Source organism: Serratia bockelmannii (assembly GCF_008011855.1).
GTDB lineage: Bacteria > Pseudomonadota > Gammaproteobacteria > Enterobacterales > Enterobacteriaceae > Serratia > Serratia bockelmannii.
Genome location: NZ_VOUX01000033.1, coordinates 1,466,691 through 1,490,712 on the forward strand (window position 1 = coordinate 1,466,691; position 24,022 = coordinate 1,490,712).

The window sequence follows — 24,022 nt, forward strand, 5'->3', positions numbered from 1 at the left end:
GGCGCCCGTTGAACATATTACTGCTGCGGCTTGGCGTGCCAGATGATTTTGCTGACCGTCCAACTTTTCAGGGTGTCGTCCGGCGGAATGATATCCTGCGCCCCGGCCCACTTGCCGCTGAAGATGTAGGTAACGTACTTGCTCTGCTCCGCCACGCACTCCACTTTACCGGCGTCTTCGCCGCTGCCCGGTTTACAGGAGCCGAACGCCTTGCTGTACATATCGCCGAACGGTGTGCCGAGCTTGTTGCCCCACTCCGTCGCCACTTTCGGATCCAGCACGTCCACCCGCTGCAGACGCCCCTTCGGTTCGCCGGTGATCACCAGCTTCACCTCGTCGCCGGACAGCGCCTGGTAGTAAGAGACGATCTGGCCGTTGTTGGTCGCCATGCCGCCGCGCAGGCGATAGTTGCCGTCCAGCCCGTCGTTGATGGCGCTTTCCGACATCGGCGTGCCGGCGTTGAGCTTGCCGACGCCCTTGGCGCCGACCTCCAGGCTGCTGCCGAACCAGTTGAACGGCGACAGGCTGGACCAGGAGAAATTGGACATGCTCGAACAGCCGGTCAATAACAGCGGAAGCCCTAACAGCAGGGGGCGAATATTCATCTCTAGCTCCTTAAACATCAATGGCACGGGGCGGTAACCCGCCCCTGCCGCACTCGGCGTTTTGCTGCGTGCCAGCCTCTCACAACGGCCCGCACTACGCCAACGGTTGCCAGCTTGGAGTGCGGAAAATGCGAAAAGTGCCGCACTTCTCGGCAATTAGTCGGCATGCTCCGCCGGCGTGAAACAGGCTTTCAGACGCGCATTCAACAGCAGATAGCTCAGCGCCAGCGCATCGAGCAGCGCCAGCGTCAGTTCCAGCCCCGGCGCATCGCCGTCCTGGCGCCACAGGCTGAACAACGCGCCGCCGAGCGACGCCAGCAGGGAGACAGCCAGCCCCCAACGCCAGCCCCGCCACAGCCGCGGCCATTGGTGGCGGCGGCCGCTCAGCAAAAACGCCAGCGCCGCCGGCAGGCCGAGCAGCATGCCGTACCAAAAACGTTGGGTATCCGGATAAAACAGCGCCAGCAAGCTTTCGCCCTGCTCACGCGAAGCGCCGGCCATCACGAACAGCAGCCAGGTGCGCGCCTGCAAAATCAGCACGGCCCAAAATCCCAGCGGCAGCCGCAGCGCGCCGTGCTGGTCGTAATCGTCCGGGGAAAACCGGGATGAGAATGGCTTCAACGATCGTTCCTTGCCAACAGAATAAAGACTACGGCTACAGATGGGCGCAGCCGGCGTGAATTTCAATGCGCCGGCTTAAGAAGCTCTTAAGATCGGCATGTTTTAATCCTTATCACCTAGCAAGCACCCGATATCAGCGGGATGTGATTTTCGATAACGATAAGGAAGCGCAACATGAAAAAACTGACTCTGGCCGCTCTGATCGCGCTGTGCAGCGCACCGGTACTGGCGCAACAAGGCGGGTTCCTCGACCCGGCTGCGCCGCAGGCCCAAACGCAAACCACCGCACAGGGCGGTTTCTCCGGCCCCAGCGCGGCGCTGACCACCGTGGACAAGGTGAAATCGCTGAGCGACGACGCCTGGGTGATGCTGCAGGGCAACATCGAGCAGCGCATCGGCGACGAAACCTATACCTTCCGCGACGCCACCGGCACCCTGACGGTCGATATCGATCGCAAACGCTGGAACGGCCAGACCGTTACGCCGAAAGACAAGGTGCAGTTGGAAGGTAAAGTGGATAAAGACTGGAACAGCCTCGAAGTGGACGTGAAAACCGTCAAAAAGCTGCCGTAATGCGCTGCGGCGGGCGGTGCAACGCCGCCGCCCGCTGCCTGCTCAATATTCCTGATCTTCGATCAGCCGCTTGCCCAGGCTGGTGATGCCCTGGATCTCGTAGCCGAGCTTCTCGTACATCTCGACCACCGTGTCGTTGTCTTCGCGCACCATAATCTGGATCTTCGGGCAGCCGCGGGCGATCAGCTTCTTCTCCAGACGGTTGATCAACGCATTGGCGATGCCGCGCCCGCGATAGTCGGGATGCACCCCGAGGTAATACGCCGACCCTCGGTGGCCGTCATAGCCGCCCATCACCGAACCGACCACTTCGCCGCCGACTTCCGCCACCAGGAACAGCTCCGGGTCGTGGTTCAGCTTGCGCTCGATGTCCATTTCCGGATCGTTCCAGGGCCGCAGCAGATCGCAGCGCTCCCACAGGGTAATGACTTCTTCAAAGTCGTCTTGTCGAAATACGCGAATTTCCATCGATGTTGGCCGCTGTTAATTAAGGTGTTTATCTGATTATCGCGTGATTATTCACTTACGCAATATCAAACTGCGATTTACCGCGCTATTTACCCGGAAATCGCCGGTAACAGGCGTAATAAATGGAAATAGTTATCGGGTCGATTAATGATTATCAATACGATATAACGTCGCAAAATAGAAACGTCGATGGAGCGTTGCGTAATGAAAAAGCAGGGTAAACAATTCCTCAATTTTAAACCGCTTGCCGTTTCCCCGACGCGACGCCAACTTTTGCTTTCCGGCCTGGCGGTGGCACTGTTCGGCGTGAAAAACCCAAGCGCCAGGGCGGAAGGCCTGCTGCGCAATCAGCACAGCAAACCGGCGGCGAAACCGGCCGGCAGCAAAAAGCGGGTGATGATCGATCCCGGCCACGGCGGCATTGACTCCGGCGCGGTCGGCCACGAAGGTTCGCAGGAAAAACACATCGTGCTGGAAATCGCCAACCACGTGCGCCGTTTCCTGCATGAGCACGATCACGTCGAGGCGCGCCTGACGCGCGAAGAAGACGAGTTCATTCCGCTGTTCCAGCGAGTGGAGATCGCCCACCAGCACCAGGCCGATCTGTTTATTTCGATTCACGCCGACGGCTTCACCAGCCCATCGGCCTCCGGCGCTTCGGTGTTCGCCCTCTCCAACCGCGGCGCCAGCAGCGCCATGGCGCGCTACCTGTCCAACCGTGAAAACGCCGCCGACGACGTGGCGGGCGGCAAATATAAGGATCAGGACAACTACCTGCAGCAGGTGCTGTTCGATCTGGTGCAAACCGACACCATCAACAACAGCCTGACGCTCGGCCGCCACGTGCTCGGCCAAATTCGCCCGGTCCACCACCTGCACAGCGACAGCACGGAACAGGCGGCGTTCGCGGTACTGAAATCTCCGTCCATTCCCTCAGTGCTGGTGGAAACCTCGTTCATCACCAACCCGAACGAAGAGCGGCTGCTGGGCACCACCGCGTTTCGCGAGAAAATCGCCCGCGCCATCGCGGACGGCATCATCAATTTCTTCAATTACTTCGATACCCACCAGCGCAAACCCCGCTGATGCCGCGGGCGGCGAATAAGAGTATACTCAGCGCCTTGTTCAGCCAGACGCTATAAAGACCCCGCATGAGTTTACCTAACATCGCTGAAGTAAAATCCTTCCTGCTGGCGCTGCAGGATCATATCTGCGCGCAGCTCGCCCAGGCCGACGGCGGCGCCGTGTTCACCGAAGACCAATGGACGCGTGAAGAAGGCGGCGGTGGCCGCAGCCGCGTGCTGACCAACGGCGCGGTGTTCGAACAGGCGGGGGTTAACTTCTCGCACGTCTCCGGCGCCACCCTGCCGGCCTCGGCGACCGCGCACCGTCCGGAACTGGCCGGGCGCAGCTTTCAGGCGATGGGCGTCTCATTGGTTATCCATCCGCTCAGCCCCTACGTGCCCACCAGCCACGCCAACGTGCGTTTCTTCATCGCCGAAAAACCGGGCGAAGCGCCGGTGTGGTGGTTCGGCGGCGGCTTTGATCTGACGCCGTTCTACGGCTTCGAAGAGGATGCCGTGCACTGGCACCGCACCGCGGCCGATCTGTGTGCGCCGTTCGGCGACGAGGTCTACCCGAAATACAAGCAATGGTGCGACGATTACTTCTTCATCAAGCACCGCAACGAAGCGCGCGGCATCGGCGGCCTGTTCTACGACGATCTGAACACCCCGGACTTCGACCACTGCTTCGCCTTCACCCGCGCGGTGGGCCAGGGCTTCCTCGACGCCTATCTGCCGATCGTCGAAAAACGCAAGGCCTTGACCTGGGGCGAGCGTGAGCGCCAGTTCCAGCTGTACCGCCGCGGCCGCTACGTGGAGTTCAACCTGGTGTGGGATCGCGGCACGCTGTTCGGGCTGCAAACCGGCGGGCGCACCGAGTCCATCCTGATGTCGATGCCGCCGCTGGTGCGTTGGGAATATAACTACCAGCCGGAAGGCGACAGTCCGGAAGCGGCGCTGGCGCGCGATTTCCTGCCGGTGCGTGACTGGCTGCAGGAGCCGAAATGATGCAGATTTGGGTCGATGCGGACGCCTGTCCGAACGTGATCAAAGAGGTGCTGTTCCGCGCCGCCGATCGTACCGCCATCACCGTGACGCTGGTGGCGAACCAACCATTGCGCACGCCGCCGTCGAAGTACATCCGTTCGCTGCAGGTGGCGGCCGGCTTCGACGTAGCCGACAACGAGATCGTGCGCCGCTGCGAAGCGGGCGATCTGGTGATCACCGCCGATATCCCGCTGGCGGCGGAGGTGATAGAGAAAGGCGCGGTGGCGCTGAACCCGCGCGGCGAACGCTATACGCCGGACACCATCCGCGAGCGTCTCAACATGCGCGATTTTATGGATACCCTGCGCGCCAGCGGCATTCAGACCGGCGGCCCGAACGCCCTGAACCAGCGCGACCGCCAGCAGTTCGCCAACGAGCTGGACAAATGGCTGCTGCAGGCGAAACGGGCGCAGTGACTGCGCCCTGCTCCGCTGCGGTTTAGAAGCGCACCTCCCCGCCGAAGATATAGGTGCGTCCACGGGCAGTGTTGGTCGGCGTCTCATACTGCGACTGAGACGGCAGCGAGTTCATCTTGTTCAGCGCGTCCGAGTAGTCCTTGTCCATCAGGTTTTGCACGCTGAGCTTCAGCAGCAGATTGCGATTCACCTGATAGGTGCCGTACAGATCGATAATGGTCGGAATATGCGGCGCCGGCTCTTTCAGCAACTGCTCATTCTCATCGTAATCAGAGTCCGGCGACAGGCGCACCGATTTGCCGGTATATTTCACCACCCCGCCCAGCGTCAGTTTCTCGTCCAGCAGGCGCACCCCGCTGTCCAGCGTGAAGTAGAACTCCGGCAGCTCGCTGATATCGCCCGCGCCGAATACGTTGCTGGCCTGGTTGGTCGGCTGGGAGGTATGCTCCTTGCTTAACGACAGCTTGGTGAAGGCGAAACCGGCGTCGTACAGCGCTTCAAGCTCCACCCCGCGCATTTTGACCGGTTCGGGGGCATTGCTATACATGGTCATGCTGACGTTGACGTCCGCGTCATCCCACTCTTCCTGCGTCGCCTGCGAACGGTTGCACTTCTGGCGATTTTTACACACCAGGTAGGATTGGCTGGAAATGTAGTTTTTGATCCTGGTTTCAAAATAGACCGCTTTCAGTTGGAAGCTGTCCTGCTTGAACAACAGATCGTGGGCATTGGCGTTGAACCCGCCCTGCCAGGTCTCCGCTTTTTCGCCCTTGAGGAACGGGTTCATCGACTGGCCGCCGCTGTTGGCGAAGAACACCTCCTGGATATTCGGCCCGCGCATCGACTTGCTGTAGCTGACGAACGGCTGCAGCCACGGCGTCACCTGCGCCGACAGCATGACCGACGGATTGAAACCCTGTTCATTGCGAGTGATATTGCTGGCCCCCTGCGGGAAGCACTCTACACGTTCGTCACAGGCCGGCTTATAGCCGGAGAGGCGATAGGCGGTGTAGTTCAGATCGAAATTCCCCTGCCAGATGCCGTAGTTGGCCTGCAACCCGCTGTACAGGCTGGAGATATCTTGTTTGCCGGCAATGCCCACCGGCATGCTTTCCGCCTGATTGTCATCCGTCACCAAGCCAGAGGCCTTTTTCTTATACTCGTTGCGCACCAGCTTGCCGCCGTAGCTGAAGGCGAAATCGACGTCCTGCAGGCTGAAACGGCTGGTGTTGTTGATATCCAGCGCATCGGAGATGTTTTTCGCTGTGCTGTCGCTGAACCCCGCCATGTTGTCGGACATGAACTTTTGCTCGCCGCGGCTGGTACTGGCGGTCAAGTTGAAATCGATCAGTTCCGAGAACGGCGCGTAGTGGTATTTGAGGTAGAAATCGTCGCTGTCGATGTGCCGGCGGGTGATTTTATTCTGGTAGCTGCGCGCCGACAGTTCGATGCTGTTGAAGGCATCCGGCTTGATGTCCACCTTGAACAGCTGGGATTTCGGGTTCTGGCGGTAGGTTTTATCGACGTTGAACATCTCGCTGTCGAAACCGGCGCCGTTTTTGTAGTTGGAGGTGATGGAACTGCCGCTGATCGCCGCCATCGCCCCCAGGCTGCCGCCGTCGGCAAAGGCGGCGGTTTTGGCGCCCACGGCGATCATGCCGCTGCGGCCGATGCCGTTATTGCCCACCGAGAATTTGGTGCGCACGCCGAACGGGTTGTCGGAAAACACCACATCGTCCACGCCGATGGTGCGGAAATTGGCGCTGCCCGCCAGGGCATTCACCCCAGCGGATCCGGTGGCGTTGCCGCGCGCCACGTCGACGCCGACGATAAAGTTAGGATCGATCAGCGCCCCGAACTGGCTGGTGGGCAATCCCCCATGCGCTGCATCGCTCGGCGAATTGCCGTAGTAGTTTTGCGTGATGCCGTCGACCATGGTGTTGACCCGGCCGAAACCGCTCAGGCCGCGAATATTGACGCTGACCGATCCCTGGCCGGGATCGATCTGGGTATAGGTGCCCGGCATGCTGCGCAGAATGCTGTCCACCGACTCCAGATTTTTGTTTTCATCGCGCGAGCTGAACGCGCCCGGCCGAGCCAACGCCTCTTTTTCGCTGCTCTTGCCGCTGTCGGCGGCCGAGACGTTGAGCGGGCTGAACGCCACGCTGCCTTTATTATTTTCCGCCTGTTCCTGCGCGGCCGCAGCCGGCCCGTACAGCGCCAGTCCCGCGCCGATCAGGCTCGCTATCATTTTGATTTTCATATATCCCCAGAAATAGCCAATAAGGTTTGATGGCCGACAATGCCCAGCAAAAAGCCCGCCGAAAGCGCGGTAAAAGGTTGTTATTGTTTTATTGCGCCGCAGCGTGCCGCGGCGCTAAAGGTTATTTCTGCGCCTGCCGGTCCGCCGACAGAATAAAGGCGTACTCCAGCGCGCCGTTTTCCAGCCGCGCCAGGCGGCCCGATTTGCCGCCGTGGCCGGCGGTCATGTCGGTGGAGAGCAGCAGCAGCGAATCGCCCTGCTTGAAACGCCGCAGCTTCGCCACCCATTTGGCCGGCTCCCAATACTGCACCTGCGAGTCGTACAGACCGCTGGTGACCAGCAGGTTCGGGTAATGCTGCCGGCGCACGTTGTCGTACGGGCTGTAGGATTTCATCAGCGCATAGGCGGCCGGCTGGTGCGGGTTGCCCCACTCCTCGTATTCGCCGGTGGTCAGCGGAATGCTGTCGTCCAGCATGGTGGTCACCACGTCGACGAACGGCACCTGCGCCACCACCGCGTTGTACAGCTGCGGCGCCTGATTGATCACCGCCCCCATCAGCAAGCCGCCGGCGCTGCCGCCCATGGCGTAGATGCGCCCCGGTTGGCCGTAGCCGTCTGTGATCAGCGCCTGGGTGGCGTCGATGAAGTCGTTGAAGCTGTTCGGTTTGTGCGTCAGCTTACCCTGTTTGTACCAGCTCTGCCCCAGCTCGCCGCCGCCGCGCACGTGGATCAGCGCATAGACGAAGCCGCGATCCAGCAGGCTGATGCGGTTGGCGCTGAACGCCGGATCCATGCTCATGCCGTAAGCGCCATAGCCGTACACCAGCAGCGGGTTATGCCCGTTTTTGAACAGCGATGTGCGGTACACCAGCGAGACAGGCACCTTCACGTCGTCGCGCGCCGTGACCCAGATGCGTTCGCTGTGATACAGGCTCGGATCGACGCCTTTCACCTCCTGCTGCTTCAGCAAGGTGCGCTCGCCCTTGTTCAGATCCCACTCATAGGTGCGGGTCGGCGTGGTCATCGCCGAATAGCCGTAGCGCAAGCGATCGCTGTCTGGCTCCGGGTTATAGCCCAGCCAGGCCATGTAGCTGGCGTCGTCGAACGGGATGGCGCGCTCGGTTTTGCCGTCCCAGCTGATTTGCCGCAGCTGCACCAGCCCGTTGGCGCGCTCCTGCACCACCAGCCAGTCGCGGAACAGGCTGAAGCTCTCCACCTCGTGCTGCGCCTGCGGCGCGATCAGCGTCTGCCAGGGTTTACCCGCCGCCGCCGTGTGGTACAGGCCGAAGTTCGGATCCTGATGGTTGGAACGCAGGTAGAACTCGCCGCGGTAGTGATCGAGGTAATACTCGCGGCCGTTCTGCCGGGCGGCGAACAGCTGCGGCTCGCGCTGCGGCTGGTTGGCGTCGATCAGGCGCACTTCGGAGGTGGTGTTGCCGCTGATGGTCAGAATCAGGTAATCGCGCGAGGACGAGCGACCGAGGCTGAGGTAGAACGCCGGATCGTTCTCCTGGTACACCAGCTTATCTTCCGCCGTCGGCGTCCCGTACTGATGGCGATAGACCTGGTATGGCAACAGCGTTTGCGGGTGGTTGCGCACGTAGAACAGGGTTTGGTTGTCGTTGGCCCACACCATATTGCCGGAGGTGTTTTCCAGCGTTTCCGGCGACCAACGCTCACTGTCTATCTCGCGCAGGGAGATGCGGTATTGGCGGCGGCCCTGCAGATCTTCGGCTACCGCCAGGCGGCGGTTGTCCAGGCTGACGTCCATCGCCCCCAGGCGGTAATAGGCGTGGCCGGCCGCGCGCTGATTGGCGTCCAGCAAGGTTTGCCACGGCGCGTCGGCGGTGAGCGCCTGGCGTTGATACAGCGCGAAATCTTTACCGGCGGCGTAGCTTTCCTGATAGCGATAGCCGTTGAGCTGATACGGCACCGAACGATCGTCAGGGTTCATGCGGCCCAGCATCTCCTGATACAGCGTGGCGCGCAGCTTCTGGTACGGCGCCATCATCTGCTCGGTATAGCGGTTCTCCGCCTTCAGGTAGTCCAGCACCTTCGGCTCTGTTCGGCTGTCGTCGCGCAGCCAGTAGTAATCGTCGGTGCGCGTCTCGCCATGCGCCGTCAGCGCTTTCGGCGCGCGTTCCGCCAACGGCGGCTGCGGTTGCGCCAGCGCGGCGCCGGCGAGGCCTAAAGAAAGCCAGAGCGCGGCCGCGATGCGACGGCGCGGGGTGAATAACAGCGGATTCATAATCCCTCACGAAGTTTGAAGAGGCGCACGACGGCGATGCGGCGCCTGCGGGCATTAACGGCGGGCATTCAGCTCCGCCAGATTGAAATCGATCGGCATCGTCACCTTGACGGCCCCCTGTTGCAGCATCTCCGGCGGCGGCGGCGGCAACGGCTGGGCGCGCGACACCACCGCCACCGCTTCCCGATCCAGCGACGCGGTACCGGAACGCACCTGCAGCACGACGTTCGAGACCCGCCCCTGCGCGTCAACGCTGAAACTGACCTGCGGCATGCCGCTGCGCCGGCGGCTGCGGGCATCCAAAGGGTAATCCTTGATGCGGTTCAGTTTGCCTTTTACCAGGCTCTCCCACGACAGTTTGGCCTGCGCGTTGCTGTTGGCGTCGCTGTTGATCGGGGCGGCGGTCTGGTGGGAGATCGTCTGCGCCTGCGGCGCGGCGGCGCTGGACGCGGCGGCATTGCGCGTCTCTTTGGCCTGTTCCTGCGGCTTCGGCTGCGCTTTTTGCGGGGGACGGTGTTCGGCGCGCTTCTTCTGCGCCGTCACGATTTTTGCTTTATCGGCGCGCGCCAGCTTGGGCAGATCCGGCTGCTGCTGCTCAGCGGGCTGCGCCGCGGCGGACTCCGCCTGCTGCACGCCCAGCGGCAGCGGCTTGCTTTCCGGCGCTTCAATCTGCGCCGCCCAGCTCATCATTACCGCCGGCGGCGGCAGCGCCACCGGCTCCAGCGCCGTCTGCGGCCAGTAAAACAGCAGCACCAACGCCACATGCGCCGCCAGGGCGAGCAGCAGGCCGCGCGCCCAGCGCGGCTGCGGCAGTTCAAAGGCCGGGAGGGAGTAAGACTGACTTAACATAGGGGCATTAGCTTGCTTAATTGCGAATGATTGCAGATCACATTTACTAATGATAATCATTTGCAAATATAATTAACACCCCTTTTCACTCTCTTAACGTATTCATTTCACTGATGGTGTGATCCACAGATAGTCTGCGGTGTTCGCATCGACCTGTACGCCCGGTTCCGCCAGCATCAGCACCGTCGGCACCGCCGCCGGTTGCAGATCCCGCACGTGCAGCGGCACGCCCACCGATTTGGCGGCGTGATAACCACCGGCGATCAACAACGCGGGCATGGGCGCCGCCAGCAGACGTTCCGCCATGCGCCGATCGCGCTGCTGCTGGATCGCCAGCATCGCGTGCAGCTGATCGGCCTCAATCTTGCCGCCGTGCGAAGTGCGGATGGTCTCTTCCAGCGCCTTGCGCACCGCCGGCTGCGCCGATAGCTGCCCCGCCGGGAACTGCGGCTGCTGATAGAACGCCGTAATCTCGCTGCGATCCAGGTTGGCCGACCACAGCGGGTAAGGCGCGCGCATCGCCGCCATCGTCACCCCGCCATACAGCTCCCACTTCCAGCCCGGCTGCCAGGCGATCAGCTCCGCTACGCGGCCGTCACGCACCGTGGGATCGCTCTGCAGCCACTGTTTGACCTTGTCGACCTGCGCCTGCTGGTTCGGGTTGATCATCTCCATCAGCACGCTGCCCTGCGGCCGCCTTTGCGGCAGCTGCTGCACCAGCCATTGCTCAATCTGATGGTGGTAAGGATTGTCATGCTTTTCCCCCAGGATCACCCGCGGCTGCTGCGCCAATCGCGTCAACAGCTGCTCCGGCGTCAGGGTCGAGCCGCTGTGCAGATCGGTAATGTTACCCAGCTTGTCGATGTTGCCGGCCGACGTTTTCACCGGCGTTTGGCTGCAGGCGCCGAGCGCCAACGCCGCCAATAAAATCAGATATCTCATCATGTTGCCCCATTATCGAAAATGGCGACATTATAGATAATAATTATCATTTGCATATAGATTTGGCTTAACGATTTTTTTACGCGGCGATCGCCGGCTGCGCATTGCGTTGAAAAAGCATTGCGGGTATAACCAATAGCCATTCAGATATTTAGACGTCTATACGGATAGATTATTATGCAACCATCGGCACCCGCCGCAGGACAGTTCAAACGCAGCATGAAGGCCCGGCACCTGGTGATGCTGTCGCTGGGCGGCGTGATCGGCACCGGGCTGTTTTTCAACACCGGCTACATCATCTCCACCACCGGCGCGCTCGGCACGCTGCTGGCCTACCTGATCGGCGCGCTGGTGGTGTATCTGGTGATGCTGTGCCTGGGCGAACTGTCGGTGGCGATGCCGGAAACCGGCGCCTTTCACGTCTATGCTTCGCGCTATCTGGGGCCGGCCACCGGCTATGCCGTCGCCTGGCTGTATTGGCTCACCTGGACGGTGGCGCTCGGCTCCAGCCTCACCGCCGCCGGATTCTGCATGCAGTACTGGTTCCCGCAGTCGCCGGTGTGGCTGTGGTGCCTGATCTTCTGCGCGGCCATTTTCCTGCTTAACGTGGTGACCACCCGCTTTTTCGCCGAAAGCGAATTCTGGTTTTCGCTGATCAAAGTGGTGACCATTCTGGCGTTCATCATACTGGGCGGTGCCGCCATGTTCGGTCTTCTGCCGATGAAAGACGGCACGCCGGCGCCGTTCCTGCATAACCTGACCGCTTCCGGCTGGCTGCCGCACGGCACGCTGCCGATCCTGATGACCATGGTGGCGGTGAACTTCGCTTTCTCCGGCACGGAGCTGATCGGCATTGCCGCCGGTGAAACCGAGAACCCGGAAAAAGTCGTACCGCTGGCGATCCGCACCACGGTGATCCGCCTGATGCTGTTCTTTATCGGCACGGTCTTCGTGCTGGCGGCGTTGATCCCGATGGATCAGGCGGGGATCGTCAAAAGCCCGTTCGTGCTGGTGTTTGAACGCATCGGCGTGCCTTACGCCGCCGATATCTTCAACTTCGTGATCCTGACCGCCATCCTGTCGGCGGCCAACTCCGGCCTGTACGCTTCAGGGCGCATGCTGTGGTCGCTGGCCCACCAGCGCACCCTGCCGGCCTACTTTGCGCGCGTCAATGCGCGCGGCATTCCGATCAACGCCCTGACCTTCAGCATGCTCGGCGGCGTGCTGGCGCTGCTGACCAGCGTGATCGCGCCAGACACGGTGTTTGTCGCCCTGTCGGCGATCTCCGGTTTTGCGGTGGTGGCGGTGTGGCTGAGCATCTGCGCGGCCCACTATGCTTTCCGCCGCGCCTACCTGCGCAGCGGCCAGCCGATAAGCGGCTTGAAATACCGCGCGCCCGGCTACCCGCTGACGCCGATCCTCGGCTTTGCGCTGTGCCTGCTGGCCTGCATCGGGCTGGCGTTCGATCCGGAGCAGCGCATCGCGCTCTACTGCGGGCTGCCGTTCGTCGCCCTGTGCTACCTCACCTATTTCCTGACCCGGCGCGCCGGGCAAAAAAACGCTTTGGGAGAACAACATGTCGGTTAACAACCCTGTCGCCCGCCTGCTGGCCGAACACCCCACGCTGATCCTGGACGGCGCGCTGGCCACCGAGCTGGAAGCGCGTGGCTGCGATCTGACCGATCCGCTGTGGTCGGCCAAGGTGCTGATTGAAAATCCCGAGCTTATCTATCAGATACACCTCGATTATTTCAACGCCGGCGCCCAGTGCGCCGTCACCGCCAGTTATCAGGCCACGCCGCAGGGCTTCTTGCGCCGCGGCCTGGATCAGGATCAATCGCTGGCGTTGATCGCCAAAAGCGTGCAGCTGGCGCAACGCGCGCGCCACGATTATCTGGCCGCACACCCGCAGGCGGCGCCGCTGCTGATCGCCGGTTCGGTGGGTCCGTACGGCGCCTATCTGGCCGACGGTTCGGAATACCGCGGCGACTACCGGCTGGCACAGGATGACATGATTGCCTTCCACCGCCCGCGCCTCGCAGCCCTGGCCGCCGCCGGCGTCGATCTGCTGGCCTGCGAAACGCTGCCGTCGTTCGCCGAACTGCAGGCGCTGCTGACGCTGCTGCAGGAGTTCCCGACGCTCGGCGCCTGGTTCGCCTTCACCCTTCGCGACAGCCAACATCTCAGCGACGGCACGCCGCTGACGGAGGTCCTGTCCGCGCTGCGCGGCAATCCGCAGGTACTGGCGATCGGCATCAACTGCATCGCGCTGGACAAGGTCGCCCCGGCGCTGCGCCAACTGGGCGCGCTGGCCGACAAACCGCTGCTGGTTTATCCGAACTCCGGCGAGCACTACGATGCGGTGAGCAAAACCTGGCACGCCTGCGGCGGCGAGCACGGCAGCCTGGTCGATCAGGCGGCGGAGTGGCGCGCGCTCGGCGCACAATTGATCGGCGGCTGTTGCCGCACCACCCCGCAGGATATCCGCGCCATCGCCGCGCGCTGTAAGGTATAAAAAAGCCCCCGGCGCCAACGGCGCAGGGGGCCAGTCACTCAACCCGGGCTTACAGTGGTTCGGTCTGGGCTTCCACTACCGCCAGCGCCACCATGTTGACGATGCGGCGCACCGAGGCGATCGGCGTCAGGATGTGCACCGGCTTGGCGACCCCCATCAGCACCGGCCCGACGGTCACCCCTTCCGAGCAGGAGACGCGCAGCAGGTTGTAGCTGATGCGCGCCGCTTCCATGTTCGGCATGATCAGCAGGTTGGCTGAGCCTTTCAGCGGGCTGTCCGGCATCAAATCGTGACGGATGCTTTCCACCAGCGCGGCGTCGCCGTGCATTTCGCCGTCGATCTCCAGCTCCGGCGCCAGCTCATTCACCAGCTCCAACGTTTTACGCATCTTGCGCGCCGCCGGGCAATCAGACGAACCGAAGCTGGAGTGAGACAGCAGCGCCACCTTAGGTTCGATGCCGAAGCGGCGCACGGTTTCCGCCGCCATCAGGGTGATCTCCGCCAGCTGTTCCGGCGTTGGATCGTCGTTGACGTAGGTGTCGGCGATGAAAGTGTTGCCGCTCGGCAGCAGCAGCGCGTTCATCGCGCCGGCGACGTGCGCGCCTTCACGGAAGCCGAACACGTTCTTCACCACGTCGTAATGCTCGTGGTAGCTGCCGATGGTGCCGCAGATCATCGCATCCGCTTCGCCGCGGTGCAGCATGATGGCGGCGATCAGCGTCGGGTTGCCGATCACCGCGCGGCGCGCCTGTTCCTGCGAAACGCCGCGGCGTTTCATGATCTGGTAGTACTCGCCCCAGTATTCGTTGAAGCGCGGGTCCGACTCGTTGTTCACCACTTCGAAATCTTTACCCGGCGTCAGCTGCAGACCCAGCTTTTTCAGGCGCATCTCGATCACGCTCGGGCGGCCGACCAGGATCGGGAAAGCCAGCCCCTGCGACACCAGCTCTTGCGTGGCGTGCAGCACGCGCTCTTCCTCGCCTTCCGCCAGCACCACCCGCTTCACCTCTTTGCGCGCCTGCGAGAAGATCGGCTTCATGAACAGGTTGGTTTTGTAGACGAACTCCGCCAGCTTCTCGACGTAGGCGTCGAAGTCTTCGATCGGGCGCGTCGCCACGCCGGAATCCATCGCCGCCTTGGCCACCGCCGGCGCGATCTTGACGATCAGGCGCGGATCGAACGGTTTCGGAATGATGTATTCCGGGCCGAAGGAGAGATCCTGGTCATCATAGGCGGAAGCCACCACGTCGCTCTGCTCCGCCAGCGCCAGATCGGCGATGGCATGCACGCAGGCCAGTTTCATCTCTTCGTTGATAGTGGTGGCGCCCACGTCCAGCGCGCCGCGGAAAATGAACGGGAAGCACAGGACGTTGTTCACCTGGTTCGGGTAGTCGGAACGGCCGGTACAGATGATGGCGTCCGGGCGCACCGCTTTGGCCAGCGGCGGCAGAATTTCCGGTTCCGGGTTGGCCAGCGCCATGATCAGCGGATCGCGCGCCATGGTTTTCACCATATCCTGCGTCAGGACGCCCGGGCCGGAGCAGCCGAGGAAGATGTCGGCGTTCGGGATGGCGTCGCCCAGCGTGCGCTGGCCGTTATCCTCGATGGCATAGGCGGCTTTGGTCTGCTCCATGTTGGCGTCGCGGCCTTTATAGATGACGCCTTTGGAATCGCAGACGGTGATGTTCTGTTGACGCAGCCCCAGCGCCACCAGCAGGTTCAGACAGGCGATAGAGGCCGCACCGGCGCCGGACACCACCAGCCGTACGTCGGAGATGTTCTTCTTCACCACGCGCAGGCCGTTGAGCACCGCCGCAGTGGTGATGATCGCCGTGCCGTGCTGGTCGTCGTGGAACACCGGGATCTTCATGCGCTCACGCAGTTTCTGTTCGATGTAGAAACACTCCGGCGCCTTGATGTCTTCCAGGTTGATGCCGCCGAAGGTCGGTTCCAGCGCGGCGATAATGTCGATTAATTTGTCAGGGTTATGCTCATCCACTTCGATATCAAACACGTCGATACCGGAAAACTTCTTGAACAAAACGCCCTTGCCTTCCATCACCGGCTTACCGGCCAACGCGCCGATATTGCCCAGACCCAGTACCGCCGTACCGTTGGAAATCACCGCCACCAGGTTGCCGCGTGCGGTGTATTTGTAGGCCGCCAGCGGATCTTCGGCGATCTCGAGGCAAGGCGCGGCGACGCCCGGCGAATAGGCCAGCGCCAGATCGCGCTGGGTCGCCAACGGTTTGGTAGGGGAAACCTGGATCTTCCCTGGGACAGGAAACTGATGGAAATCAAGGGCACTCTGTTTGAGCTGTTCGTCCATTATGGATTCCTTTGTTTTTTGCTTTTATGTTGAGGTAAGGCTTTGAGGCTGCGCCCTGCCGTGGGCCATGGCGCCCAAGTACAATGACAGGGCACAGCCTTGAAGTATAGTGAGAGAAACATCACAAACTTTGAAGCGGACCATAACCTTGGCCGAAAGACCGTTTTAAAAGTAAAAAAAGGATCGCAAGACGAGTCGGAGAAGCGCCGCCATCAGTATGGCGGCAGCGTGGCGCGCCAGGCGTTGAGCGTCTCTACCTGACCGGCGCAAATGTGTAACGAGGTTTGTAACGCCAGGGTATAGCTTACCGCATCGCCCCAGGTCTCCCCTTGCAGCTGCGGTTGCTCACAGGGCGCAAACACCGACTCAGGGGGCAACAGCGGCACGACCTGCTGCGGCGGTGGCCGGGCGCAGGAGCTCAAGCACAGCGCCAGGCAGAGGCTGAGCAGCGCAGGGATCGTTTTTAATCGCTTCACGGTATTTCCTCTGATAAGCCTCGTGTTGTTGGCGCAGCTGCTGTTCCTGCCGCTGCTGCGCCGCCATCAGCGCACGGTTTTGCGCATCCTGAGTCTGCAGGGTGGCGATTAGTCCGGCCTGCTGCGCCAGGCTTTTCTGCAGCTCTGCCGCCTGTTGCCGCGCAGACGCCAACTGGTGCGACAGCAGCGAGCTATAGCCACCCAGGCAGATTGCCGCCAGCAACAACAGCAGCAAGCCGCCCTGCATCAGTTTTTGCAGCCAACCGCTCATGCCGGGTAGTCCCGGAACGGCAGTTGGAAGTGCGGGCCATCCTTGAGGGTTTTCCATTCGCCGCCCCATTCGACGTTGATGCCGCATTCACGCGCCGCGCGCCGCACCGCCACCGCGATCTGCGCGTAGTAATCCCACTCCCAGGAGACCACGCCCGCCGGCATCGCCACCACGTCCACCGCGTGGCCGGTCAGGTGGCGGCTGCGCAGCGTTTGGCTGCTGCCGGCGCGCACCATTTCCCGCTGGCGCGCCATGCTGCGCAGCCCCTCGCTGACGGAAAACGGTACCAGCGAATAACGCAGCGCCAGACGAATCACGCGCACCAGATCCGGGTGCACACCGCGCAGGTTATCTTCGCTGCGGGCGGTAAAGCGAATCTCTTCGATGTCATTTAACATTTTTAAACCCCGTCTTTTTGCCGATGAATTTTTTAATTAAGGCGTTGATGTAATCCGCCCCCATAAAACCAATCAGTACGCTGGCCAAATTCGCCCAATTTAATTCCAGGCCCATCAACGCCAGCGCATCGCGCACCGTCCAGGCCAATAACGCACACATCGCCGCATTCAATAAACGGCGCCGAATACCCACGTTGCGATAGGCACCGTGCAATAGCGCCATCACGCCGGCCAAAATGGCGTTCAATACCGGCTGAAGATATTCACATACTCGCTGGACTATTAAGCCAACAGCGTCAGGCTCTATGCTGGACATAGCTCATCTCCTTTTTTATTTTTAATTAAATGCCAATCACGGCCGGTGGGACATCGGATAATCAGAATCTAGTTAAGGATGCTATTACAAAGCAAATGAATAAATACAGGCCCTATGGTCGAATTCATTCATGCTGAGCGCTGACACAACTCATTATCGCCAATTTATGCGGCAGTGAATAAAAATTCACTGTTATCGTGATTTATTTCGACTTTCGTTTTCACGAAAAATAAACATTAATGTCTGCGGGAAATAGTTCCCCAACATAAAAACAGCCACCCTGGAGAAATACCATGTCCACACGCAAAGCCGTTATTGGGTATTATTTTATTCCGACCAACCAAATCAATAATTACACCGAGACCGATACGTCTGTCGTGCCGTTCCCGGTTTCCAACATCACGCCGGCCAAAGCCAAACAGCTGACGCACATCAACTTCTCGTTCCTGGATATCAACAGCAATCTGGAATGCGCCTGGGATCCGGCCACCAACGACGCCAAGGCGCGCGATGTGGTCAACCGTCTGACCGCGCTCAAAGCGCACAACCCCAGCCTGCGCATCATGTTCTCCATCGGCGGCTGGTACTACTCCAACGATTTGGGCGTGTCGCACGCCAACTACGTCAACGCGGTGAAGACCCCGGCGTCGCGCACCAAGTTTGCCCAATCCTGCGTGCGCATCATGAAGGATTACGGCTTCGACGGCGTGGACATCGACTGGGAGTATCCGCAAGCCTCAGAAGTGGACGGTTTCATTGCCGCGCTGCAGGAGATCCGCACCCTGCTGAACCAGCAAACCGTCGCCGACGGCCGCCAGACGCTGCCGTATCAATTGACCATCGCCGGTGCCGGCGGCGCTTTCTTCCTGTCGCGCTATTACAGCAAGCTGGCGCAGATCGTCGCGCCGCTCGATTACATCAACCTGATGACCTACGATCTGGCCGGCCCCTGGGAGAAGATCACCAACCACCAGGCGGCGCTGTTCGGCGACGCGGCCGGGCCGACCTTCTACAACGCGCTGCGCGAAGCCAATCTGGGCTGGAGCTGGGAAGAGCTGACCCGCGCCTTCCCCAGCCCGTTCAGCCTGACGGTCGACGCCGCGGTGCAGCAACACCTGATGATGGAAGGCGTGCCGAGCGCCAAAATCGTGATGGGCGTCCCCTTCTACGGCCGCGCCTTCAAGGGCGTCAGCGGCAGTAACGGCGGCCAGTACAGCAGCCACAGCACGCCGGGTGAGGATCCGTATCCGAACACCGATTACTGGCTGGTGGGCTGCGAAGAGTGCGTGCGCGACAAGGATCCGCGCATCGCTTCCTATCGCCAGCTGGAGCAGATGCTGCTGGGCAACTACGGCTATCAGCGGTTGTGGAACGACAAGACCAAAACCCCCTACCTGTACCATGCGCAAAAAGGGCTGTTCGTCACCTATGACGATGCCGAAAGCTTCAAATACAAAGCGAAGTACATCAAGCAGCAGCAGCTGGGCGGCGTGATGTTCTGGCATCTGGGGCAAGACAACCGCAATGGCGATCTGCTGGCCGCACTGGATCGCTATTTCAACGCCGCGGACTACGACGACAGCCAGCTGGATATGGGCACCGGGCTGCGCTACACCGGCGTCGGCCCCGGCAACCTGCCGATCATGACCGCGCCGGCCTACGTGCCGGGCACCACTTACGCGCAGGGGGCACTGGTGTCCTATCAGGGTTACGTCTGGCAGACCAAGTGGGGTTACATCACCTCGGCGCCGGGCTCAGACAGCGCCTGGCTGAAGGTGGGCCGCGTGGCGTAAGCCGTAAAAAAACCCCGTAGCCGAATGCTGCGGGGTTTTCATTGAGTTAACCGTTTGATTTTCGCGTCCCTTCGTCTCTATTCCATCAGTTGTGGCACCACGGATAGCCGCCATCCCGTACCACTTCGCGGCCCATCAGGCTGTAGACATCGCTTTTGCGCGTCAGCCGCTCATGCCACCAGTTAAACCCGGCGCCCTTGCTGGCCGGGTGCCACGCCAGCCAAATCATTTCGTCGCCCTTTTGCATTTCCACCGGCACCGTCACCAGTTCGCCGCTGGCCAATTCCTTTTCGATCAAAGCAGGCGGCAGAAAAGCGTGGCCGATGCCGCGTTTGAGCAGCGCCAGGTTGCTTTCCACGTCGCATACCACCAACTGACGCTGCAAGGGCAGCGTGCCGTGATTGCGCTTGGGCAGCTCGTGGCTGCTGTCGGCGATCACCACCACGATGTCGTTCAACCGCTGTTTCTTGCACACCGGTTTTCTCTGCGCCGCGAACGGGTGCGAAGGCGACACGCATAGCACAAAGTTGAGCTTGCCGAGCATCAGGGTTTTGGCCTGTACGCTGTCGGGAATTTGGCCGATGGCGATGATCAGATCCGCCCGGTTGTTCTTCAGCGCATCCCAGGTACCGTTCAACGCTTCCCGCTGCACCGAGATACTGGCGTTCGGGCAATGCTGAATATAGTCGCGGATATCCTGCGTCAGGGTTTCCAACGGGAAGAAGGTGTCTACCGCCAAGCGGATATTATTGTCCAGCTTGGGGATGTTGCGCACCCGGCTTTCCAGATCCTGCACCGCATTTAATATCCAGCTGCCCTCCTGCAGGAGAAACTCCCCTTCATCCGTCAGGGTAATCATGGGGCCATTGCGATGAAAAAGTTTCACGCAGAGTTTGCTTTCAATATTGGAAACCCGATAAGAAATCGCCGAAGGCGTTTTATGCAGTGCCTCCGCCGCCATAGAGAAAGATCCGGTGCTCTTGATGGTGCTGATTATTTTAATCGCGTCCAGGGATAATCTAGTCATACAAATTCCTCTTTAAAATAAAATAAGAAAAATGACACTAAATTCCCAAGGTGGTGGCGCACAAAAATCGATCAAATCGAACAAGGGTACTCATAGCAACAAGCAATATACTTCATAAATGAGAGCGCTATCTTAAATACTATTCATCACGACCTGATATAAAATTCATCATAGCGCCCTACTTTTACACAGCGACAGTTAAATAAATTCAGCCTAACGATCAAAGATCGTCATCATAATAATTTTCGTTAATAGCCGTTAAAACATTCCGCTCTATCGCATGACCAGAATGATAAAAATAAAACAAGCCGACAAGAAGGGTTATTTCCAATTGCGTTATTACTCTCTCATTTTGTCGGTGAAATACGCTCAACTTACAACATTATTTCAGTCAGGAGTGACTTATGAACAAAACTTCCCGTACCCTGCTCTCTCTGGGCCTGCTGAGCGCGGCCATGTTCGGCGTTTCGCAACAGGCGAATGCTCACGGTTATGTCGAGTCGCCAGCCAGCCGCGCCTACCAGTGCAAACTGCAGCTCAACACGCAGTGCGGCAGCGTGCAGTACGAACCGCAGAGCGTCGAAGGCCTGAAAGGCTTCCCGCAGGCCGGTCCGGCTGACGGCCACATCGCCAGCGCCGACAAGTCCACCTTCTTCGAACTGGATCAGCAAACGCCGACGCGCTGGAACAAGCTCAACCTGAAAACCGGCCCGAACTCCTTTACCTGGAAGCTGACCGCGCGTCACAGCACCACCAGCTGGCGCTATTTCATCACCAAGCCGAACTGGGACGCTTCGCAGCCGCTGACCCGCGCTTCCTTTGACCTGACGCCGTTCTGCCAGTTCAACGACGGCGGTGCCATCCCTGCCGCGCAGGTCACCCACCAGTGCAACATACCGGCAGATCGCAGCGGTTCGCACGTGATCCTTGCCGTGTGGGACATAGCCGACACCGCCAACGCCTTCTATCAGGCGATCGACGTCAACCTGAGCAAATAATCGGTCAAATGAGGAGATCGTTGAGGGTTCAGCCTGGCGCTGAACCCTTTATTTTTGCAGGTGCCGCTATTGCGACATGTTGAGGATAGTGCGCACATTGAGCGCGCTGGTGGCGATAATGTCGATGGCACCGGTACGCAAAGCGCCCAAAATCGCCAACGCCTTGGTATTCTCGGAAGCAATGGCGATCACACAAGGGATTTTGCGCAGCTCATCGATGCTTAGCCCGATCACTCTGTCATTCATTACCGTGTCGACATGCTGCCCCTGGGCATTGAAAAAGTCATAGCCGGCGATGTCGCCGATCACGCCCTGATTAAGGCTGGCGTCGATAATCTCGTGCGGCGTGAACCATCCCAATTTCACCATATAGCTGTTTTCATTCATGTCGCCAATGCCGACTAACGCCACATCGGCCTTACGCGCGCGATCCAGGGTTTCCTTAATCGTGCCGTTCTGCATGAAGGCGTCTTTCAGCGCGCGATTTTCGACGTAGGCCGGCGCGTAAAGCGTCTCGCTGCTGCCGCCGAACTTCTTCGCCAAGCGCCGGCTGATATGGTCGGCATTGATCGCATCGCCCGGACGGTGAGTACCGCCGATGCCGCAGATGAACTTGCAGTTGCGCTCCGTCACGTTGCCGACGTGATCGGCAATCGCCGCCACGTTGCGTCCCTGGCCAACCGCCAACACCATATCGTCTTTCAGCGACATCGCCAGATAGTTGGACACCAGCGCCGCCACTTGCCGACGCTGTTCCTCTTCGTCCTGATGGTCGAGCGCGATCAGCGCGCGGCTGATGGGAAAACGTTCCATCATCTGCTGTTCCAGCCGGGTGCTGAATACCGGGTGATAACGCACGTTGATCTCGACGATGCCTTCTTCCTTGGCGCGCTTGAGCAAACGACCGACTTTGATCCGTGAAATGCCGAATTTTTTGGCGATCTCTTCCTGCGTGATCTCATCCTGATAATAAGCAACGGCGATTTCGGTCAGCAGTTCGCTATCCTGGGACACAGTTTGTTTTTCCATCCGTTAGACGTTTCCCCACGGCAGGCCGGTTAATCATGGCGGAGGGACGATACACGCCCCTCCGACAATGCTGAATGCCCGCTAGTATAACGCGATCAGGCGGCAACGGTATTCAGTCGTTGCTCCACCTCGTCCGCCAATCGGGTCAAGAGCAGACAGCAAGATACCGCGCCGGCATCCAATACGCCGCGCGAACGCTCGCCCAGACGGCTGGCGCGGCCGATTTTCGCCACCAGCTCGCGCGTGGAATCGCGCCCGCGCGCCGCGGCGCTCCTCATCTGTTCCAGCGCAGCGGCGAAGTCGTCACCGCGCCCCGCCGCCTGCTCAAACGCCGCTACCGCCGGTATCAGCGTATCCATCAGACACTTGTCCCCCACGCCCGCGCTGCTGATGTCCTGCAGTTCGCGCAATCCGCCGTGCAACATCGCCAAAAATGCCTGCTTATCCAGCACGCTGCGCTCGCGCACGCTCTCCGCCATGCCCATGAACAGGCTGCCGTACAACGGCCCCATCGAACCGCCGATGCCCTCCATCAGCGCATCGGAAACCGCATCGAACGCCTGAGCCAGCGTGAGCGTGCGGCCGCGAATGGCATCGCCGCACATCGCGAATCCCTTCGACATGTTAATGCCGTGGTCACCGTCGCCGATGGCACCGTCTATTTCGCTCAGGTATTCGCGGTTGCTGACAATGGTGTCTATCAGCCCCGTAACGATCTCACTGCCGTACCGGGTTGAAATTTGTTCCGTCATGATTCACTCCACCTGGGTTAAGCCTAAAGATTGCGCCGGCATGTCCAGCAGCGTTTTCAGTTCGTCATCCAGCGTCATCAGCGTCAGCGTCACGCCCATCATTTCCAGCGACGTGAAGTAATTGCCGACGTAGCGCCGATGCACCTGCACGCCTTTCGCCATCAATCGGCGTTCTATTTCGGCATAATAGATATACAGCTCCATCACCGGCGTGGCGCCAAGCCCGGAGATCAGCAACGCCACCTCCTGCCCCTGTTCCAGCGGCATGTCGTTGAGCACGAAATCGAGCATGGTGCCGGCCATCGCCGACGCCGACTGGATCGGCGACACCTCAATGCCCGGTTCGCCGTGATGGCCAATGCCGATCTCCATCTTGCCGTCTTCGATATGAAAATTGGGTTTGCCGACCGCGGGAATGGTGCAGGAACTGAGGCCGACGCCGATCGAACGACACCGGTCGATGGCTTTTTGCGCCGCGCCGATCACGCCGTCCAGATCGTATCCCTTGGCCGCCGCCGCCGCGCCGACCTTCCACATCAGAATTTCGCCGGCCACGCCGCGCCGTTTATCGATCTCACTGGCCGGCGCCGAGGCGACGTCATCGTTGGCCACCACGGTTTTCACCCGTATGCCGGCCGCCGTGGCCTTCTTGATCGCCATCTTGACGTTCATGTTGTCGCCGGCGTAGTTGCCGTACAGGCAAGCGACGCCCGCACCGCTGTCCGCCGCCTTGAAAGCGTCGAGAAAAGCCCCCGCCGTAGGGGATGAAAAAATCTCGCCAATCGCGACGGCATCCAGCATGTTTTTGCCGACATAGCCCAGGAACGCCGGCTCATGGCCGGAACCGCCGCCGGTGACGATGCCGACTTTGCCGGCGATCGGCGCCGGCGGATATTTCAACACCCGCGCATTGTCGGTGGCGGCGTAATAGTCTGGGTGGGCCAGCCTATAGCCCTGAATGGCGTCTTCCACTACGTGATCGGGATCGTTAATGATTCTGTTCATCGCGGCCTCTCTGTCGC

At 60.4% G+C, this 24,022-nt stretch carries 24 protein-coding genes; 8 read left to right on the plus strand and 16 right to left on the minus strand.

What is annotated here, in order from left to right:
• Positions 1-17 precede the first annotated feature (17 nt).
• A complete protein-coding gene (locus FOT55_RS23475) occupies positions 18-605 on the minus strand; it encodes an RpoE-regulated lipoprotein (RefSeq protein ID WP_004936494.1) in 588 nt (195 codons plus the stop codon).
• A 156-nt stretch (positions 606-761) separates the two neighbouring features.
• Positions 762-1,226 carry a DUF2919 domain-containing protein gene (locus FOT55_RS23480; RefSeq protein ID WP_147824095.1) on the minus strand — a complete coding sequence of 155 codons (465 nt, stop codon included), beginning with the start codon at positions 1,224-1,226 and terminating at the stop codon, positions 762-764.
• A 174-nt stretch (positions 1,227-1,400) separates the two neighbouring features.
• Here FOT55_RS23480 and FOT55_RS23485 point away from each other — a divergent pair, with 174 nt between their 5' ends.
• Positions 1,401-1,799, plus strand: a complete 399-nt coding sequence (locus FOT55_RS23485) for a YgiW/YdeI family stress tolerance OB fold protein (RefSeq protein WP_033643970.1) — start codon at positions 1,401-1,403, stop codon at positions 1,797-1,799.
• A 42-nt stretch (positions 1,800-1,841) separates the two neighbouring features.
• Here the strand turns inward: FOT55_RS23485 and FOT55_RS23490 are convergent, their stop codons facing one another.
• Positions 1,842-2,267 carry a GNAT family acetyltransferase gene (locus FOT55_RS23490; RefSeq protein WP_004936504.1) on the minus strand — a complete coding sequence of 142 codons (426 nt, stop codon included), beginning with the start codon at positions 2,265-2,267 and terminating at the stop codon, positions 1,842-1,844.
• Positions 2,268-2,471: 204 nt separating this feature from the next.
• On the opposite strand from FOT55_RS23490, the gene amiA reads away from it, so the two are divergent.
• From amiA to FOT55_RS23505, 3 genes are all read left to right on the plus strand, one after another.
• Positions 2,472-3,353 (plus strand): N-acetylmuramoyl-L-alanine amidase AmiA, encoded by an 882-nt coding sequence (gene amiA, locus FOT55_RS23495; protein ID WP_147824096.1) that lies wholly within the window; start codon positions 2,472-2,474, stop codon positions 3,351-3,353.
• Between the two features lie 65 nt (positions 3,354-3,418).
• Positions 3,419-4,339, plus strand: a complete 921-nt coding sequence (gene hemF, locus FOT55_RS23500; RefSeq protein ID WP_049209344.1) for an oxygen-dependent coproporphyrinogen oxidase — start codon at positions 3,419-3,421, stop codon at positions 4,337-4,339.
• Positions 4,339-4,794, plus strand: coding sequence for a YaiI/YqxD family protein (locus FOT55_RS23505; RefSeq protein ID WP_004936514.1), 456 nt, complete (start codon positions 4,339-4,341; stop codon positions 4,792-4,794). The genes hemF and FOT55_RS23505 overlap by 1 nt, the downstream gene beginning before the upstream one ends.
• A gap of 22 nt (positions 4,795-4,816) precedes the next feature.
• Here FOT55_RS23505 and FOT55_RS23510 read toward each other — a convergent pair whose 3' ends face one another.
• From FOT55_RS23510 to FOT55_RS23525, 4 genes are all read right to left on the minus strand, one after another.
• Positions 4,817-7,057, minus strand: a complete 2,241-nt coding sequence (locus tag FOT55_RS23510; RefSeq protein WP_147824097.1) for a TonB-dependent receptor domain-containing protein — start codon at positions 7,055-7,057, stop codon at positions 4,817-4,819.
• A 121-nt stretch (positions 7,058-7,178) separates the two neighbouring features.
• Positions 7,179-9,305: a S9 family peptidase gene (locus FOT55_RS23515; protein ID WP_147824098.1), complete on the minus strand. Its 2,127-nt coding sequence runs from the start codon at positions 9,303-9,305 to the stop codon at positions 7,179-7,181.
• 54 nt (positions 9,306-9,359) lie between these two features.
• Positions 9,360-10,154 (minus strand): energy transducer TonB family protein, encoded by a 795-nt coding sequence (locus tag FOT55_RS23520; protein WP_147824099.1) that lies wholly within the window; start codon positions 10,152-10,154, stop codon positions 9,360-9,362.
• Between the two features lie 102 nt (positions 10,155-10,256).
• Complete coding sequence (locus tag FOT55_RS23525) at positions 10,257-11,096, minus strand: ChaN family lipoprotein (RefSeq protein WP_060433817.1); 840 nt, start codon at positions 11,094-11,096, stop codon at positions 10,257-10,259.
• A gap of 177 nt (positions 11,097-11,273) precedes the next feature.
• Here FOT55_RS23525 and mmuP point away from each other — a divergent pair, with 177 nt between their 5' ends.
• A complete protein-coding gene (gene mmuP / locus FOT55_RS23530; protein WP_025303799.1) occupies positions 11,274-12,683 on the plus strand; it encodes an S-methylmethionine permease in 1,410 nt (469 codons plus the stop codon).
• Complete coding sequence (gene mmuM / locus FOT55_RS23535; protein WP_147824100.1) at positions 12,673-13,611, plus strand: homocysteine S-methyltransferase; 939 nt, start codon at positions 12,673-12,675, stop codon at positions 13,609-13,611. The genes mmuP and mmuM overlap by 11 nt, the downstream gene beginning before the upstream one ends.
• 49 nt (positions 13,612-13,660) lie before the next feature.
• On the opposite strand, the gene maeB is transcribed toward mmuM, so the two are convergent.
• The 5 genes from maeB to FOT55_RS23555 form a co-directional block, all read right to left on the minus strand.
• Complete coding sequence (gene maeB, locus FOT55_RS23540; RefSeq protein ID WP_016926766.1) at positions 13,661-15,940, minus strand: NADP-dependent oxaloacetate-decarboxylating malate dehydrogenase; 2,280 nt, start codon at positions 15,938-15,940, stop codon at positions 13,661-13,663.
• A gap of 212 nt (positions 15,941-16,152) precedes the next feature.
• Entirely contained in the window at positions 16,153-16,326 is a 174-nt protein-coding gene (gene lysC / locus FOT55_RS25510; protein WP_180547555.1) for an Rz1-like lysis system protein LysC, read from the minus strand.
• Complete coding sequence (locus FOT55_RS23545; protein ID WP_147824101.1) at positions 16,307-16,687, minus strand: DUF2570 family protein; 381 nt, start codon at positions 16,685-16,687, stop codon at positions 16,307-16,309. Before FOT55_RS23545 ends, lysC begins: the two co-directional genes overlap by 20 nt.
• Positions 16,684-17,064 (minus strand): L-Ala D-Glu endopeptidase ChiX, encoded by a 381-nt coding sequence (chiX, locus tag FOT55_RS23550; protein ID WP_462362594.1) that lies wholly within the window; start codon positions 17,062-17,064, stop codon positions 16,684-16,686. Before chiX ends, FOT55_RS23545 begins: the two co-directional genes overlap by 4 nt.
• Positions 17,065-17,074: 10 nt before the next feature.
• On the minus strand, positions 17,075-17,401 hold the full coding sequence (locus FOT55_RS23555; RefSeq protein ID WP_033643982.1) for a phage holin, lambda family: 327 nt from the start codon (positions 17,399-17,401) through the stop codon (positions 17,075-17,077).
• Between the two features lie 293 nt (positions 17,402-17,694).
• On the opposite strand from FOT55_RS23555, the gene chiB reads away from it, so the two are divergent.
• Entirely contained in the window at positions 17,695-19,194 is a 1,500-nt protein-coding gene (gene chiB / locus FOT55_RS23560; protein WP_147824102.1) for a chitinase ChiB, read from the plus strand.
• Between the two features lie 85 nt (positions 19,195-19,279).
• On the opposite strand, the gene FOT55_RS23565 is transcribed toward chiB, so the two are convergent.
• Positions 19,280-20,221, minus strand: coding sequence for a LysR family transcriptional regulator (locus tag FOT55_RS23565; protein WP_025303805.1), 942 nt, complete (start codon positions 20,219-20,221; stop codon positions 19,280-19,282).
• A 404-nt stretch (positions 20,222-20,625) separates the two neighbouring features.
• Between FOT55_RS23565 and cbp21 the strand changes: the two genes are divergently transcribed.
• Positions 20,626-21,219: a chitin-binding protein/chitosanase CBP21 gene (cbp21, locus tag FOT55_RS23570; RefSeq protein WP_004936574.1), complete on the plus strand. Its 594-nt coding sequence runs from the start codon at positions 20,626-20,628 to the stop codon at positions 21,217-21,219.
• A gap of 66 nt (positions 21,220-21,285) precedes the next feature.
• Here cbp21 and FOT55_RS23575 read toward each other — a convergent pair whose 3' ends face one another.
• The 3 genes from FOT55_RS23575 to FOT55_RS23585 form a co-directional block, all read right to left on the minus strand.
• Positions 21,286-22,248 carry a sugar-binding transcriptional regulator gene (locus FOT55_RS23575; protein ID WP_147824103.1) on the minus strand — a complete coding sequence of 321 codons (963 nt, stop codon included), beginning with the start codon at positions 22,246-22,248 and terminating at the stop codon, positions 21,286-21,288.
• A 95-nt stretch (positions 22,249-22,343) separates the two neighbouring features.
• Positions 22,344-23,000 carry a dihydroxyacetone kinase subunit DhaL gene (dhaL, locus tag FOT55_RS23580; protein WP_025303808.1) on the minus strand — a complete coding sequence of 219 codons (657 nt, stop codon included), beginning with the start codon at positions 22,998-23,000 and terminating at the stop codon, positions 22,344-22,346.
• Between the two features lie 3 nt (positions 23,001-23,003).
• Positions 23,004-24,005: a dihydroxyacetone kinase subunit DhaK gene (locus tag FOT55_RS23585; protein ID WP_147824104.1), complete on the minus strand. Its 1,002-nt coding sequence runs from the start codon at positions 24,003-24,005 to the stop codon at positions 23,004-23,006.
• Positions 24,006-24,022: the final 17 nt, after the last annotated feature.